24 protein-coding genes are annotated in these 16,217 nt (G+C 36.6%); all 24 read left to right on the forward strand.

The window, feature by feature from the left end; translation table 11 throughout:
• Positions 1-706, forward strand: a 706-nt coding sequence (locus ROSEINA2194_RS07045; RefSeq protein WP_007884957.1) for a hypothetical protein, incomplete at its 5' end; no start/stop codon positions are given.
• A 28-nt stretch (positions 707-734) separates the two neighbouring features.
• Positions 735-1,241, forward strand: a complete 507-nt coding sequence (locus tag ROSEINA2194_RS07050; protein WP_007884959.1) for a hypothetical protein — start codon at positions 735-737, stop codon at positions 1,239-1,241.
• A gap of 16 nt (positions 1,242-1,257) precedes the next feature.
• Positions 1,258-1,524 (forward strand): hypothetical protein, encoded by a 267-nt coding sequence (locus ROSEINA2194_RS07055; RefSeq protein ID WP_007884961.1) that lies wholly within the window; start codon positions 1,258-1,260, stop codon positions 1,522-1,524.
• 23 nt (positions 1,525-1,547) lie between these two features.
• Positions 1,548-2,642, forward strand: coding sequence for a hypothetical protein (locus ROSEINA2194_RS07060; RefSeq protein WP_172727064.1), 1,095 nt, complete (start codon positions 1,548-1,550; stop codon positions 2,640-2,642).
• Positions 2,643-2,694: 52 nt separating this feature from the next.
• On the forward strand, positions 2,695-3,966 hold the full coding sequence (locus tag ROSEINA2194_RS07065; protein ID WP_007884965.1) for a hypothetical protein: 1,272 nt from the start codon (positions 2,695-2,697) through the stop codon (positions 3,964-3,966).
• Between the two features lie 14 nt (positions 3,967-3,980).
• Positions 3,981-4,556: a hypothetical protein gene (locus ROSEINA2194_RS07070; protein ID WP_118091986.1), complete on the forward strand. Its 576-nt coding sequence runs from the start codon at positions 3,981-3,983 to the stop codon at positions 4,554-4,556.
• Between the two features lie 28 nt (positions 4,557-4,584).
• A complete protein-coding gene (locus tag ROSEINA2194_RS19645; RefSeq protein WP_049887982.1) occupies positions 4,585-5,946 on the forward strand; it encodes a PAAR-like protein in 1,362 nt (453 codons plus the stop codon).
• Positions 5,943-6,161 carry a hypothetical protein gene (locus ROSEINA2194_RS21875; protein WP_007884970.1) on the forward strand — a complete coding sequence of 73 codons (219 nt, stop codon included), beginning with the start codon at positions 5,943-5,945 and terminating at the stop codon, positions 6,159-6,161. The genes ROSEINA2194_RS19645 and ROSEINA2194_RS21875 overlap by 4 nt, the downstream gene beginning before the upstream one ends.
• Positions 6,162-6,169: 8 nt before the next feature.
• Entirely contained in the window at positions 6,170-6,409 is a 240-nt protein-coding gene (locus ROSEINA2194_RS21880) for a hypothetical protein (RefSeq protein WP_044927424.1), read from the forward strand.
• Positions 6,369-6,644 carry a hypothetical protein gene (locus ROSEINA2194_RS21885; protein WP_252832562.1) on the forward strand — a complete coding sequence of 92 codons (276 nt, stop codon included), beginning with the start codon at positions 6,369-6,371 and terminating at the stop codon, positions 6,642-6,644. Before ROSEINA2194_RS21880 ends, ROSEINA2194_RS21885 begins: the two co-directional genes overlap by 41 nt.
• 299 nt (positions 6,645-6,943) lie before the next feature.
• Positions 6,944-7,825 (forward strand): hypothetical protein, encoded by an 882-nt coding sequence (locus ROSEINA2194_RS07095; RefSeq protein WP_118092033.1) that lies wholly within the window; start codon positions 6,944-6,946, stop codon positions 7,823-7,825.
• Positions 7,822-7,992: a hypothetical protein gene (locus ROSEINA2194_RS20980; protein ID WP_007884979.1), complete on the forward strand. Its 171-nt coding sequence runs from the start codon at positions 7,822-7,824 to the stop codon at positions 7,990-7,992. The genes ROSEINA2194_RS07095 and ROSEINA2194_RS20980 overlap by 4 nt, the downstream gene beginning before the upstream one ends.
• An 81-nt stretch (positions 7,993-8,073) precedes the next feature.
• Positions 8,074-8,682, forward strand: coding sequence for a hypothetical protein (locus tag ROSEINA2194_RS07100; protein ID WP_118091988.1), 609 nt, complete (start codon positions 8,074-8,076; stop codon positions 8,680-8,682).
• Between the two features lie 91 nt (positions 8,683-8,773).
• Positions 8,774-9,358, forward strand: coding sequence for an enolase family protein (locus ROSEINA2194_RS07105; protein ID WP_007884986.1), 585 nt, complete (start codon positions 8,774-8,776; stop codon positions 9,356-9,358).
• 23 nt (positions 9,359-9,381) lie between these two features.
• Positions 9,382-9,804 (forward strand): hypothetical protein, encoded by a 423-nt coding sequence (locus ROSEINA2194_RS07110; RefSeq protein ID WP_147402616.1) that lies wholly within the window; start codon positions 9,382-9,384, stop codon positions 9,802-9,804.
• A 24-nt stretch (positions 9,805-9,828) separates the two neighbouring features.
• Positions 9,829-10,338, forward strand: coding sequence for a hypothetical protein (locus ROSEINA2194_RS07115; RefSeq protein ID WP_007884995.1), 510 nt, complete (start codon positions 9,829-9,831; stop codon positions 10,336-10,338).
• A 168-nt stretch (positions 10,339-10,506) separates the two neighbouring features.
• The gene (locus ROSEINA2194_RS07120) at positions 10,507-11,751 is read left to right on the forward strand and encodes a hypothetical protein (RefSeq protein WP_252832563.1); all 1,245 of its coding nucleotides are present in this window, start codon (positions 10,507-10,509) and stop codon (positions 11,749-11,751) included.
• A 6-nt stretch (positions 11,752-11,757) separates the two neighbouring features.
• Positions 11,758-12,039, forward strand: coding sequence for a hypothetical protein (locus tag ROSEINA2194_RS07125; protein ID WP_007884997.1), 282 nt, complete (start codon positions 11,758-11,760; stop codon positions 12,037-12,039).
• Positions 12,036-12,293, forward strand: a complete 258-nt coding sequence (locus tag ROSEINA2194_RS07130; protein ID WP_007884998.1) for a hypothetical protein — start codon at positions 12,036-12,038, stop codon at positions 12,291-12,293. Before ROSEINA2194_RS07125 ends, ROSEINA2194_RS07130 begins: the two co-directional genes overlap by 4 nt.
• 408 nt (positions 12,294-12,701) lie before the next feature.
• The gene (locus ROSEINA2194_RS07135) at positions 12,702-13,016 is read left to right on the forward strand and encodes a hypothetical protein (RefSeq protein ID WP_007884999.1); all 315 of its coding nucleotides are present in this window, start codon (positions 12,702-12,704) and stop codon (positions 13,014-13,016) included.
• A 41-nt stretch (positions 13,017-13,057) separates the two neighbouring features.
• Entirely contained in the window at positions 13,058-13,780 is a 723-nt protein-coding gene (locus tag ROSEINA2194_RS22480) for an RHS repeat domain-containing protein (RefSeq protein WP_465229978.1), read from the forward strand.
• Between the two features lie 19 nt (positions 13,781-13,799).
• On the forward strand, positions 13,800-14,408 hold the full coding sequence (locus ROSEINA2194_RS07150; RefSeq protein ID WP_007885004.1) for a DUF1963 domain-containing protein: 609 nt from the start codon (positions 13,800-13,802) through the stop codon (positions 14,406-14,408).
• Positions 14,409-14,416: 8 nt separating this feature from the next.
• Positions 14,417-15,262, forward strand: coding sequence for a hypothetical protein (locus ROSEINA2194_RS07155; RefSeq protein WP_007885005.1), 846 nt, complete (start codon positions 14,417-14,419; stop codon positions 15,260-15,262).
• A gap of 12 nt (positions 15,263-15,274) precedes the next feature.
• The gene (locus tag ROSEINA2194_RS22485; RefSeq protein WP_007885006.1) at positions 15,275-16,195 is read left to right on the forward strand and encodes an RHS repeat domain-containing protein; all 921 of its coding nucleotides are present in this window, start codon (positions 15,275-15,277) and stop codon (positions 16,193-16,195) included.
• The last annotated feature ends 22 nt before the right edge of the window (positions 16,196-16,217 follow it).

A 16,217-nucleotide genomic window follows, 5' to 3' on the forward strand; every position in this document is an offset into this window, starting at 1 on the left:
AGATTACACCTATGCAGGGTGGCAGTTGTATTATGCGGAGTATACAGACGGTCTGCTAAAAGGCTGTGATATACGGGCGGAAGATGGTCAGCTTGTCATTGGGAAGGGAATGTTGAAATTTCACGATTTTATTTATCTGATGATGGAAGAGGAGAGAGTGGATTATCAGCCGAAGAACAGGTGGCAGGTGTTGAAAGCAGAATTTTCAGAGGATGAGACAAATCTGGACTATAAGGCATACTGGGTTAAATTCTTTTTGGACGAAGAAATGGAACTGGGGGAGAACCAGATAGAAATGTGCCGGTTTTATCTGCGGGAGGGGGCGGTGCTGCGGGATAGTTATAAGAATTTTGCGGATATGTCAACGAAGTACGATACGATAAATCTGATTTATGCTACGGTGGCAGGCGTTGGGGAGAAAACACTGCATCCGGTGGTGGTTAGGCAGTTTGGGGAAGAAATTTGGAATATGGAGGAGAAAGATCAGTTTGATTTTGGATTTTGCAATTTGGTTTGGAATACACAGGGGAGGGTGGAGCGGAAAGTGATTGCGGCGTATTTAGGCTGTAAGATGAAGAAAGCTGCGGTGGCGCAGATTATGCGGTACGATAATCAGACGATTTATGAGAAGATGGAGAATATTGTGGATAATATGGGAAAATTCAAAAGGGAAAAAGTAAATTCTAAAGTGATTATTGTAGATTAGTCGATAGAACAGAAACGGAGAGTGTAATTTGAAATATTTTGAGATAGTAGAAGCACCAGAACACAAGTATGCACCAAGAGTAAAGAATTGGTATGGAAAGATTGATGTGAGAGATATTTGTATAAAAAAATATCCTGATTTGCCTAAAAGAGAATTATTTGTTATTGAATCATCTGAAAAAACTATTTTTACAGATATTATTTTGTTTCCTTTTTTATTACTTTCACCGAATGTAATGGATGTTATTAAAATGCATCATGAAAGATGCTTTTATAGAGAAGTTATTCTTCTTGATCAGCTAAATGGAAAATCTGAATTGTATTATTTGCCAGTATTTGATGAAACAGAAAAGCTTTTGATTAGGAACAGGGAAGATTTAATGCAAGAGGAAGAGGTAAATTTAAAAAAAGAAATTTTTTGGATTCGGGATTCATTCAAAAGACATACAATCATTTCTCTTGAGTTGGCAGAAAGTTTATTGTGGAGAGAAATAACAGGTCTTGGCATAAAAGAAGTTAAACTGTATACTAATTAATAAAGGAGAGCGAAAGATGAGGGAAGAAAGAATAGTTGTTCATCCTTTTGAACAGTTAAAGATTGAAAGCTATCAAAGTGTGGAAGAAGTAAATGAACATGCGTATATTAAAATGTCAGGTCAGATTCCATTTAAAAAGAAAGATGAGTATATGTACAAAGGGGAAAGCAATCCCTGGGTTCGGGTGATTGCTGTAGCGAATAAAAAAGAACATACTTTATTGTATGGGATTATTGAAAATATCCGAATGGAAATAAAAATAAAACGTGCCGTATGGAATTAGTTCTTCGGTCGGGAACGGTTCAGATGGATTGTAGAGAGAGAATGCGCAGTTTTCAATCTGAAAGTTTGACTTATAGTGAGGTATTGGATATATGTAATCAAAATTATAATGCTGACGGAATTATGTCAGTTGCAAAGGGAACAGCTATTAATCGATTTATTATGCAGTATCAGGAAACGGATTGGAATTTTATAAAACGGCTAGCAAGTATAAATCAGACGGTGGTGATTGCTGATAGTTCAGCACGGACTTCCCGCTATTACTTTGGACTTCCGGATAGAGAGAATACAATAAAAGGTGATAACATTGAATATGATACATGCTATGATGTGCAGGAATATTGGTTAAAAAAAGGCAAAAATTTAGAACTTTCACCAGTCGATGCTATGATATATGTATGGACAAGCAGAGAAATTTATCATCTCGGAGATTGTGGATTGGTTCAGAATAAGCAGTTAATTGTGTGGAAAATTATTACGGAGATGAAAGGCGGCGTTTTGTATCACACTTATTATATGCGTACAAAATCAGGATTTAAGATACCTGTGATATATCATACAGAAAATTCTGGAGCATCGTTATTTGGAGTTGTGAGAAATGTAAGTGAAGAGAAAGTACAAATAGAAATTTTTGGTGATGAAAATAGAGAGCGGACGGGGGCGCGTTGGTTTCCGTACGCTACGGTATATTCTTCGGAGGATGGAACAGGTTGGTACTGTATGCCGGAAATAAGGGATAAAATCAGGCTATATTTTCCAACAGAAAAAGAGCAGGACGCATATGTTATCAGCGCATATCATGAGGGAAATGGAGGATTAAGAACAAATCCGCAATGCAAGTTTTGGAGAAACAGGGAGGGGAAGGAGATACAGTTGGCTCCCGGAAGAATATTGCTGACAAATAATAACGGAACATACATTGAATTGTCTGATTCAAATGGAGTAGAGATTGTGAGTGGAGGTCCGGTAGTATTATCGGCAGGAGGGGCACTAAGAATCTCAAGTGCAAGTTCCGGTATAGAGTTAAGTGCACCTAATAAGGTAAAGCTAAAACAGGGAGACACTGAGATGAGTCTGGGAGGAGATTTGAATATGAGTGGGGCACAGATTAAACTATAATGAACTATAGTATGGATGAAAATAAGAAGTGATTCAGCGGCGAGGAAATATTATGGAGATAAGGATAACAGATAGTTTAAAGCTGCAATGTGAAATACCGTTTGTATTAATTGAAAAGTTTCAGTTTGTATGGGAGCCAAATCAACATGCAGTTTTAGGGTTGGAAGGTTACATAAATGGAAATGCACAATATATAACGGATAAATTATACGACAGTAAAATTAAAATATGGATGGAGAAAAAGCAAAGCAAAAGGGTACTTTTCTGCGGGTATTTAATAAAAGTACACGAGTGCGCTGTTGGAAAAACCAAAAGAGTCAAGATACAAGCGGCATCAGGGTCATATAAGTTAGATCAGTGCGTAGAATCGAAGTCATTTCAGAATACAGAGAGTACTTATGCAGATATTGTTATGCAGACAGTTGAGAATGCTGGCGGCAAGGTGATTTGTACAGAGGGAATTAATAAAAAAATAAGTAAACCGGTAATACAGTATAATGAAACAGCGTGGGGATTTGCAAAGCGGATGGCGAGTCAGGTAGGAGCATATTTGTTTTCTGACATTGAGACAGGAGGAATTAATCTTTGGTTTGGAGAGAGGGAAGGAAATGCTGCTGCAAAATTTTCGGAAACGGAATATGTAGAAAATATGTACCGGGAAATTGATACTAATACAATGAAAAGCTATTATGAGATAGACAGTAAGGAATTTTATGAAATCGGTGATAAAGCAAAAATTTGCGGCTTGGAATTGCAAATCTGGGAAGTAAAAGCATCTTTTGAACGTGGGGAGCTTAATTTTAAATATATATTAAAGAAAAATGCTTCCATTTCAACCATATATCAGAACCAATTTGTAGGATTGGGATTACAGGGGACGGTTGTAGAAACAAGAGGAGAACAGATAAAAGTTGCTTTGGATATTGATGGTGGTAAAACTACAGGAGACTATTTTTACGATTGGTATCCGGAAACGGGTAATGCACTTTATGCAATGCCGGAGATAGGAACTCAGGTACTTTTATACTTTAATAGTAAAGACGAGAGAGAAGGATTTGTACTGCATTCTCTGCCTAATTCTGTACAACAAAATACAGATTATAAGAACCGATATTTTAATACGAAAGAAGGAAATACAGTACATTTGTATAAAGACAGCGTAGATTTTTCTTGCCAGGGAAATCATAATTTGGCTCTTGCAGATAGTTTTATTTCTGCGGGGAGTAGTGGAACTGTTAGTATTTCTGCACAGGGAAGTGTAAAGCTGAGTGCACGCAGGATTACAATCAGTACGCCGGATGAGTTGAATATATGCCAGGGATAGCGAGGAGAATAACGATGGAATATTTTGATGAAGAGATTTTGGAGGCAAGGAGAGAACTGGAGCGTTTAAAACATACAACATTAGAAACAGGTATTTATGTGGGAGATGAATTAATTACTTTTACGAATATTACGCTGCCACAAACGAAAATTCATATATATCTGCCGGAACAGTTTATTGTTATGCCAGACTTGGTTAAAGATATGAAATATCCGTCAAAAAATGCACCAGATTTAATCATTACCAGTTTGGACAGTATGGTAAATTTTGGGTTTAATATACTTTCTGTGTCTATGGAAGAAGGGGACACGAAAGTGATGAGCAGCCAGTTCCAGAATGCGTTACGTAATGTTAATCCATCTATAAAGATTAAAAAGCAGGTAAATGATGTGACTACGGAACATGGAAATGAGATGAGTTGGTTTGATTTTAAAGGTTATCTTATAGATGGACAAAATTATAACAGAATGTATCTTGTGAAGATGAGAGAAACTGTGTTGCATGGAATTTTTAATTGTCCAATGCAATTTAAGGATGAGTGGGGAGAGATAGCTGAGAAATGTTTTATGTCGATTGAGGAAGAATTATAACGGAATTTTCTATATAGGGGGAAGCGTTATGTCGAAAGAGAAGGTATACAAAAATGGAGATTCTATTATAGCAGGAGATTTTACTTTTGAACTGGAAGGAAATTGCCTTCGAAAGTTTTTGAAAGGAATTTTTAAAAAACAATACCAAGATATTGCGTGTGATATGATGGTGAAACACTATGCTTTTTACGAAGAGTTAAATAAAGTAGGTATTGTAAAAGAAGAGGAATATGTCACAAGAGAAGCAACTATTTGCTGTTCTAACGGAACGGAAGTAGTCCAACTGGATGCTTATGAAGATCATGGAATACTTGCTGCAAACGGGAAACCACTTATGACATGTAGTGATTGTGAAGTTAATAAGAATATCTATTCATTTGGTACTTGTAAATGTGGTGATATATATAGTGAGAGTCTGCCTCATCCAAGTGAGGAGGGTGAGCCGGATGAGCATGGAAATGTAAGGTATAAATGTATGCCTGTTTTATGTGGAAATTGGAAACAGGATACAGGGGATTTACTTATATCAGAAGGGGAAGAATTTGTAGAAGCATTACGTTCAGGAGCCTTTTTGACGTGCATATATGAAGGAAAAATAACAGTAATAGGGATAGAGAAGGGGGAAGAACCAGAAACAGAAGAACTTCCTTGGATACCATCTAATATATTACAGTTAGATGGAGAAACAAAGGCAGAAAAAAATTTAAAAACAAGGATTGATAGTATGAATAATAATATTTCTAATACGGATTTGAAGTGGAATCAAAATAAAATAAAGGCGGTATGGGAAGCATGTGAAGAGTTTTATGAAGATTATGGGGTACAAGTTGATCCACGATTATTGTTGGCTATTATTGTAAAAGAAGGGACTGGCAGCTTTAATACAAGTTTTGATAATAAAGCAGGAGATGGAGGAAATGGTGCTGAGACTAATTTTGAAAGTGACTGTGAAAAGGCCGTTGATTTATTGGGAGGAAAAATTATTGCATATATAATATTTCATGGAGATTTTTCAAAGGCAAGGGCAGAAGCATACAATAAAGGATACGCAGGTATTAAAGATTATGATGATATCTTACACTATTTAAATTGGGAGACTCCTCGTTTATCATTTCTTTCAAAAACATTTATATCTGGAGTCTATGCGGATGATAACAATTGGAATTCTGGAGTTCGACAAATATATAGTGAATTTGTCTATGATGATGTAACGGCAGAGTATACAAATTATGTTAAAGGTTTGAAACAGGATATTTTTGAAAATAATGCTAAAAAAGAAGGGATAAAAGTGACGACGAAGGTGACGTTTAAGGAAAGTAAAAATGGAAGAGATAGTCAGAGAAAATATAATAATGAATACACAATAATAGGAGTTATACCCAAAATATGAAAGAGGCAGTTTATAAAATAAGTTCGGCTTCCATTGTAATAGGATTAGTAATTTTTATGTGGTTTGCTAGCAAAGACATGCAAAGGGCGAAGATGATAGAGCAAGCGGTAACAGTGGAGAAGAGGGATGAATCAAACTCCAAGATGACAGAGGAAGAGGCGGCAAAGGCTATTTTTATTACATATATTCAGATTATGATTACAATTCCATGGTGACAGTTGGTATGACAAGTGAGGGCTTGGTATATACATACCAGACGCCGGAACAGGAACCTACTGAAAATGAAATGCTCTATAGCAAAGGTTTAACAGGAGATGAACGATATTATATTTTTGCACATGATACGATGTATAGAGTAAATGCTCATTCATATAGATACGACTATAATTATCACACAGATTATGCTGTTAATAAGGAGACAGGTGAAGTTTTACAGGAGCGCCAAATGGGTAGAGACGGATGAAGAGTATGAATTGATGTATAGTAAAGAATATGAAAATGTTATTACTCAGTTGTATTTTAATGAAAAAATTTCAGATGGGAAAATGACAGAAGAAGAGGCGGCAAAGACACTTTTTTATATATGTATTCAGACAGTGATTATTACGATTATGATACGTTGGTTGCAAGAACAGTTCAGGGAGAACAGTCGATGTATGTATATCAGCTTCCGGGAGATGCGGAGTACCCTTATGTAAGAATTTTGTCATGCGAAGGTCTGACAGAAAATAAGCAATATTATGTTTTTTCATTTTATACGGAGTATTACACATCTACTGCTGAACCTTTTTTTACTCATTCCTCCTATTCTACAAGTTTTGCTGTTAATAGGGAGGACAGGCGAAGTGCTGCAGGAATGGCAATGGAGTGATGATACAGAGCCTATGATGTTGTATAGTGATGAGTATAAAAGAGCGGTCAGTCAGTGAATGTGTTTGATATAAGTAGAGGAAAAGCGGTTAATAGAGAAGTATAGAGATGCATGACTGGGGGAAATATGAAAAGAGTATTTTATAAAAAGAGTTTAGTTTTCGTTGCAATAGTAATAGGATTAGTAATTTTTATAAGGTTCTTTGTCAAAGATGTATATTTTTCCAGAATGACAGAAGGTGAGGCAGTAAAGATTCTTTTTCATTACATAAATTTCGGTTGTGACGATGATTATGATTCCATAGTGACCTCTGCTGTAGTACAGGGACAAGTGGTATACTTATATCAGACGCCGGAGCAAAAGAATAATCAGCATGAAATGCTGCAATGCAAACAATTAACAGATGATGAACGATATTATATTTTTTCACATTATACACAGTATGAAACGGATGCTCTTTCGTGTGGATATTACTATGAATATCATACGGATTATGCTGTCAACAGAGAAACAGGTGAAATCCTTTTGGAGCGTCAATGGCTAAAAAAAGGTGAAAGTTATGAAGTCATTTATAATAAAGAATATGAAAGAGAAATCATCCAAAAATATTTTAACGAGAATATTTCAGATGGGAAAATGTCGGAGGAAGAGGCGGCGGAAACACTTTTTTATTATTTGTATCCGGCAGATGGTTACGACTATGATTTGATGGTTGCAAGAACAATTCAGCAGAAACAGTCGGTATACGTATATCAGCTTCCCGAAGAACTGCCTTGCATAAAGCAATTCCGTTGTAAAGGTTTGACAGATGATAAGCTGTATTATGTTTTTGCACATTACACGGCTTGTTATACTTACAACTATGGACCTATGTTTATTTGCAATCAGTATAGCATGAGTTATGCTGTCAACAGGGAGACAGGCGAAGTAATTCCGGAACGGGAGTGGAGTGTTAAAGAGGCTGAATGGTTATATCGCGAAGAGTATGAAAAAGTGGTTAATCAGTGAAATGTGGCAGGGAAAGAAAAAAAGATGAATCTAGACCAACAGTTGAAGGAGATGGAAGTACGGTAGAATTTTTGGGGTATGATATTTTACTAAAAGATGGAAAGTCTAGTGTAAATGTAACTAATAATTATAAATTAATAGAGCTTATAGTTTATGATGGGGTGTAAATTATTAAAGCTGTCTACAAAAGAGTGACAATGATTTGCAATAAATTAGAATATAAATGCATTGAAAAGGGGTACCATAGTATGAAAAGGAATCTGGTAGTTCTATTACTTTTCTTATTTTTTATAGTTGTGATGAGCATGAGAGATTTTTCGATATATGAGGAGGAAGGCGGGAAAATTTCTTCAGAAGATTTCGCAGAACAGGCAATGTTAGTGTATGAAAAATTTTTAGAAGGAAAAATAGAATGTGATGGCATAGACATTGATTTTATTACGACGCCTAAAGGGGAGCCAGATAAGAGGTATGATACCCAATATGCTGTTTTTGATTGCAATGGCAATGGAGAGGCGGAACTTCATGTGCAGTCAGCAAGATATTATTACATATTCCAGTATAAAAATGGTGCTTTGCAGTTATATAAAAATCTATCACCTTATCCGCATTACTATGCTTTGAAGAATGGGGCATTCATTAGTCATGATTTTGGGGCGGGACCTTTGTCTGATGAGTATCGCTATTATATTTTTGATACATATGGAAATGAAACCTTTAGTATTGGATTTACGAAGTATGATAAAAATTTTAATGGAGAATATGACGAAGGTGATGAGTATGTATTTGACAATGTAGAGGTGACGAAAGATATTTGGGAAAAATTAACCGAAAGATTCTTGTATGTATATAGATGAAGATGGGATAGAAAGGATAAAAAACGAAATTGAATGGACGGATTTAACAGTATAAGCGATTTGGTGCATTGAGAAAGGGGAAGAGAAATCTATGATGCGTTGTAAAGAGCTTGAAGAGTACATACAAGAATATTGTTCTGAGAGAAGAAAGATTAAATGGGAATATCTAGACAAGCATTATAGTATGTTATTTCCAGCTTTCGTGGAGAACTTAGATATATTAATAAAAAACTGGTGTGGTGAACAAAATGATAAGGAACAGGATAAAATAAGATATCTTATTTTTCAACGTTTACGAACCAGTGGTTATACAGGAACTTACGAAATATCTATGGGATTGAGTAATTCCATGCTATATTTGGACGAGCATATGTCCTGTGTATATTGGAAACCGGATTTAATATATGAAAATATAAATAGTGACATGGAAAATGTCAGAAAGAAACTGGAACAGAAATATATCAGGATAGAAGAGTATGAATTGTTATATATAAAACAAAAACTTCTTTTGGATGACTGGAAGCTATTTTTTAAAGTTTTAGAAAGATTGTCAGATAAAGCTGCAGAAAAGATCCAGGAAAGATATGAAATATTTGAAGATGAAATTGAGATATTGGCTGGGGATTATATGGACAGGCTGGATATAGTAGGTAGTATTAGTGTAAATAGAGAATAATGTAGCGGGAAAGGAAGATGAACGTGGGAAAACAAAAGAGTTCTTTTCATATGGGAGACGAATTTAATGGAAGCGGGAAAAAGACTTATCTTAGGGCAACACAGCATAATACATATACTCCCCTTCCGCAGCATCATGTAAGGGTGACACCGGATTTTAAGCAAAATCTTCCAAAAGCTTTGGGGGCAATGCCTCTTATTATGAATCCTACGTCCAAAGGTGCTAGTAGTGCATTGAAAGCACTTGGAAGTATGCCGGGATTAGAGAAGGTAATTATAACAAAGAATAAAAAAAGCGGAAAGTATCAGGTGAGTTTTAAAGTGAGAAAATTGCAGATGACTACTGGATCTTATCTGCATTCCAGTCAGAAACAAAATAAAATGAATAAAAATATGGAAATACAACAATTTGTTAAACAGGTCGTCAGTAATTTTGTCAAGAGATAGTAAAAAATAATATAGGAGAGCAAAATGTCAGTTTTTGATAGGTATGGAAATTTTGTATATTTAAATGATGGTTCTTTAAGCAGTGAAGAAGAGGCAGAAGAAGAGAAGAAGCGTCAAGAGCAATTATGTGGATTGATGAGTATGTATCAGCATTATCGTGGAATAGTTGCGGAACCTCAATATGTACCAAGAGGTTCAAAACTTAGATGTCAGTATGGAACTGAATTTGTGCAGCTAGATTGCTTTGAAGATTATGGAATATACAGAGGTATATGGCCATTACTGACGACATTGGATTGCAGACCCGAAAATATACATAATTTTGGTTCATGCCTGTGTCCGGAAGCAAATTATCGTAATCGGCTGCCTATGACGGTGGCAAATACTGTAGATGGAAAAACAGCAATAAAGGCAATTTATAATGAGTTCCCACATATTTGTATTCCACTTGTCGATGAAGAAAATGGTTGGAGACAAGTAAAGAAGGATTTACTGGTGGAAGCAAATGCACATAGAGATGAATTAGGCTTTTGAATTATTTTAGGAGTAAAAGAAGATGAAAAGGATTTTTTTCTAATATTAATTAGTGCATTGTTGATGTGTAATGGCTGTAATATATTTAAAGAGAACATAATAAGTACAGAAATTGACAAAACGGAACAGGATACTACTGATTCAAAATATCAGACTTTGGACACAGATTTGTTAGATAGAGAGTTTCTGGAAGTTGGAGGGATCGAATTATTAGAACTTGGGATGAATGAATATTTGAGCAGATATACAAGCAGTGAAGGAACATTTACAATCTCAGGTGCAGACGCAACCAATGATTTTCCAGAAGAATTGGTTACAATGACAGAAATACTTTTACATGATTCTTGTAATGGTGATAGGGAGGAACTGGAAAAGGCATATGAAAAGTTGGCAAATACATTTGGGGCGGTAAAATATTCCATGAATATCGAAGAACTTTATCTGTTATTTCCAAAATTGTTGGATGTAGAAGAACAGTCTGCAAATTTGGAAGATGTATATAGAATGTTGCCGGAAATTTATTTAGTGCCACAGCACCTTATTAATATTTTTCGTATATCAGGGTCAAATGGGCAAGAACAATATATCTTTGAATATGGTACAGGTGGTTCGAATGGGGGAGTTTGTGTTTCTGTGAACGATTATATTGATGGTGAATTTGTTTTGGTAAGTAAGTTTGAAACACAAAACGAGGGAATGGGGAGAGTTATAAAATATGAAAACTCATATTATTATACATATCTTTCCTGTAATTATAATTTGAAAGAGTACGATGGAGTACGATTGCATAAATTAGATTCCCAGCCAGAGACACAAAACTTATTGATAAGATATCTTCCGAAAGAATATACACGGAGACAGTTGTATTTCAATGCAAATGCGACGTCAGAAATAGGAGAGAGTATAGAAGACTATTTAGAGAAAACAGGAGCAGAGTTTATGACAGCTCAATACCTTGATTATGGGAAAGGAACAGTTGATGAATATTATGGTGATGAAGAAAAAGCAGAGAAGGTTTTAGAGACAGGAGAAGCTGTTTACATGGCTGATATTGCAAATTGCGGATTACCGATATATATGAGTAAGTCGGAATATGAGCCATCTAATATGAGCACGGCAGAATATTTAAAAATTAGGTTTTATTATTTTAATCCGGAAGAGGATGTATTTGTAAAGATGGAAAATTTGAGTATGGAAGAGTATGAACCGGGAATAAGATTGATGCAGTTATGGGTGAAGGAATTTGAAGATAGTATTTATACTTTTAGGGTTTATCATGTATCAGACTATAGTTATTTGTTGAATATTATAAAACTTGATGAGGATAAGGTGACGCATATTGCTACATATGCGTTATTGCCTGAAAAAGAGTTTGTATTGATAGAAGGAGAGGTTGTTAATTTGGGAATGTAATAATATATGAGCAAATTACAAGTGGAAAGAGGAAATATGTTGAATTTCCAAGCGCAAGGTTCGATCCTCCACCTTTTAGGCGGTCGAGCTTTCGGTAAAGATTTTATTGGAAAAGAAACATTGTCTGGAAATTCGGATGAGGCAGTGAGGATGTTCATTTGCAATCAGTATAGCATGAGTTATGCTGTCAACAGGGAGACGGGCGAAGTGATTCTGGAACGGAAGTGGAGTGTTAAAGAGGCTGAATGGTTATATTGCGAAGCGTATGAAAAAGTGGTTAATCAGTGAAATGTGGCAGGGAAAGAAGAAAAGATGAATCGAGACCAACAGTTGAAAGGGATGGAAGTACGGTAGAATTTTTGGGGTATGATATTTTATTAAAAGATGGAAAGTCTAGTGTAAATGTAACTAATAATTATAACTTAATAGAGCTTATAGTTTATAATGGGGGGGTAAAAATTAATAAAGCTGTCTACAAAAGAGTGACAATGATTTGCAATATATTAGAATATAAATGCACCAGAATTAACAGAGGCGTATAGGGAGGCATATTTGCAAGCCCAGGAAGAAGTGACTTATACCTATGATGAACTGTTTGGTTCACTCGAATAATATTTTTTGCTGTATGATGTCCCTATATTGACGTGTAAAGCAAGATATTTAATTTTAAACGATATGCTAAAACGGTAGATTTTGACAGTATAGCGATGTTTTCAACCATCTGTTGGTGGGGTATTTTATAGTTGTGAAAGCAGTGTTCGGTATTGCAATAGCATATCTAATGGTATCTTTGTGTTGTCATCTTTCAGAAATACAGTAATGAACTATAGGAAGGATATGGGAAGCTTATAACCAAGGGCAGGCAATTTTTCTATGATGAAGAGGGAAATCTGGCGAAGAAAATAGAATCGGATGGAGGTACATGGACGTACCGTTATTTTGGAAACGGCATGCTCCGGGAAGTAACCAGACCGGACAAAAGCTGTGTCAGCTTCCAGTATGATACTTTTGGCAGGAGGATTGAAAAGTCAGTAACCAGTATACATAGTAAAGGAGTATCAGAGGGAAGGCAGCAAAAAGTAATAAGATTCCTGTGGAATGGAAATAACTTGTTTCATGAATGGGAAGAGAAATGCACAGTGGGCAGAAGGAAAACTGAAAATAAAGTAGATTTCAAAGCGGATTATATTTTGAAGCTGGAAAAACGAGAGGAGGAAAAAGCAAAAAAGAAGCAGGGCAGGGAGAAAATATACCGGATAATCTGATTACACGGGTATTTCAGGATGACTTTATTCCCAGAGGAAAAATCACTAAGGATGGGAATTACAGTATTATAAGTGACTATCTGGGAACTCCAGTGGAAGCCTATGATGAAGAGGGAAAGAAGGTTTGGGAAAGAAATCTGGATATCTATGGGCGTGTAAAAACGGAGGAAGCATTAGGTGAAAAGAATTTAATTCCATTCCGTTTTCAGGGACAGTATGAGGATGAAGAGACGGGATTGTATTATAATCGTTTCCGGTATTATTCGCCAGAGGAAGGATGTTATACGCAGCAGGATCCGATTGGATTGGCAGGTGGTAATCCAACTCTGTATGGATATGTTTATGATACATTGTGTGAGCTTGATCCATTTGGTTTGGCAATTTTGTTTGAAACTGGTACTTACGGGGGATTAAATAGCAGTGTTCATGTTGGGGATGGTTTACAGGCTCATGAATTAATACGTCATAAATATTTAGTTCAGAAGAAACTTACTAGTCAAAGAGTACGATTATCAGGTAATCCTGCAATTGCTCTTGATAATGTACATCATACTAGAGTTGGAGGAGCTCATTGGTGGGAAACTCAAATTAGAAAATCACAAGGATTGGGACGCAACCAATTCCATCCAAACTTAAAAAGGGAACTTGATATTACGCAGGGGGGATTGAGAAAAGCAGGATATCCAGCTAGTCAAGCAAGAAAACTTCGGAAAGAAGCTGAAAAATTCTATAAAAGACAGACTAAATTAAAGTGTCTAGGATAATGAAAGGAGAATAAATGCAATGTCAAACTTAGTAAGATTTGAAAAGGTAGATAACGAATTGAATATTTTGCGTATTGGAGGAAAAAGTTTTTTACCTCCTGATGTAGAGTGGCCTACTAATCCTAATGGAGAAAAAATGGTTTTTATTTTTAATATACCTACAAATTTTTTAAATTCAACTCTTCAATTTAATTATCCGAAGGATCAGGTTATTTCTGTATTTACTACTTATAATAGAGAAGATTATTTTTTGGACTCGATCGTTTATAACGGTGATATAGAAGAACTTCAGAATATAAAAAACGGATATACAAAAGTAATTTTACATTCTGTTGCTTCTCCAAGAAATGATGCGGATTTTTTGATTTCAGCAAGGGAAATAGTAATTGATAAAGAAATGAATGAATTTGATGATTATAATGGCTCTCTTTTTGGTGCAAATCCTGTATTTTTACAAGAAGAAAAGTTAGAACTTGCCTCCTATCAATTTTGCATGCAGATATATGGAGGAGATTTTCCAGAAGAATTTCAAGATATCTTCTATTTAGATGATGCAATAGGTTATCTATTTTTAAGTAAAGAGGAAAAAGCAAATGATGTTGGAGTATTTTTTGTACAATGCACCTGAAATGGTAGTTGGGTGAGATTTATAAAGAAATGGAATCTCTTCATACAATCAAGGGTTTGTGGAATTTATCAAATATCGGGGCGGAAAATTCTGATACAAGGATAAAGCTGGAACGGGATTCTTTGGGCAGAGTGGTAAAAGAGTGGCAGGATGCGCATTGGATTTCCAGCCGGTATGACGAAATGGGAGAAAGAATTGAGACAACGAGCAGTTTTGGTGCGAGCATTCTTACCCGCCGAAATGAAATGGGGCAGGCAGCACAGGTTATAGCGTACATGGATAAGGAACGACCGTGGGAAGCCGCGATGGAGTACAATGCGCTGGGGCAGGAGACGAGCCGCCTAGTTTCCGGTGGTGTTTACAGCAGTTGGAAATACGATGCTACGGGCAGACCAATTTCTCATGAGGTAAATCTGTTGCAGAGAGGGACATGTAGACAGCACAACTCCGTTGGTGGAATCAGCGGTTATTCGGAAACAAAGCGTAGGCGTAGCTATGAGTGGGATGTAAGCTGTCAGCTAAAGAAGGTTACAAATGAATTGACGAAAGGAACAACCATATTCTCCTACGACCAGTTCAGCAATCTGGTAAGCGCCAGAGAATCAGGATTTGAAACGATCTTCCGAACAACAGATGCGGTCGGAAACCTCTTTGAGACGCAGGATAACAGCGACTGCATTTATGGGGGAGGAAGCCGTCTGGAGCAGTCCGGCATTGATCTGAAGGAAAAACGCAACAAATATCAGGGAGGATATGGGAAGCTTGTAACCAAAGGCAGAAAATTTTTTTATGATGAAGAAGGAAATCTGGCGAAGAAAATAGAGCCGGGTGGAGGTACATGGACGTACCTTTAATTTGGAAACGGGATGCTCAAGGAGGTAATCCGACCCGATCAGAGTGCTATCCGGTTCAAATATGATGCTTTTGGAAGAAGAACAGAAAAGGTGGTAACAGGGAAAAAACGGGAGAAAGTCATAAGATTCCTTTGGAACGGAAACATGCCTTTCCATGAGTGGGAAGAAATGCGTGAAGCTGACAGGAAACAGCCGAAAGTCAAGGTGGAGTATCAGGCAGATTTTATGCAGCGGCTTGCGGAAAGAGAGGCAGAAAAGGCAAGACAGAAAGCGGGACAGAAACAGCCAGAAAATCTGATTACATGGGTGTTTCAGGACGACTTTATTCCGAGGGGAAAACTCACCAGAACAGGGAATTACAGCATTATCAGTGATTACCTCGGTACTCCGGTGGAAGCGTATGACGGAGAAGGTATAAAAGTCTGGGAGCGAGAGCTTGATATTTACGGCAGGGTGAAAAATGTAGGGAAAGGCAGTGATCGAAGTGCAGCTCCAGAGACCGGAGAACAGTGTTTTATCCCATTCCGTTTTCAGGGGCAGTATGAGGATAAGGAAATCGGTCTGTATTATAATCGTTTCCGCTACTATGATCCAAGTCTTGGTCAGTATACGCAACAGGATCCGATAGGGCTGGCAGGTGGAAATCCAACATTGTATGGGTATGTTTTTAATACAATGTGGGAACTTGATCCGTTTGGATTGGATTGGAAAGATCTTTTAGAGACTGGATTAGGGCATCACCTTTTCCCAGGGTCTGTTGCGAAAAAATTAGGAATTGAGGAGTGGGCTAAACTGACGGCATATTCATGGTATCCATATGAGACAGCTGGATCGGGGCGCTTCATCAAAAACTTCATCGTCTTCTTATTGAGCAAGGAGTACCTTTCCACGGAAGCAAATTTATGGGAACACTGGAAGATTTTTGGGAGCTAGGAGACAAAGTTTATGAGAGTAT

This window comes from Roseburia inulinivorans DSM 16841, from assembly GCF_000174195.1.
GTDB classification, from domain to species: domain Bacteria; phylum Bacillota; class Clostridia; order Lachnospirales; family Lachnospiraceae; genus Roseburia; species Roseburia inulinivorans.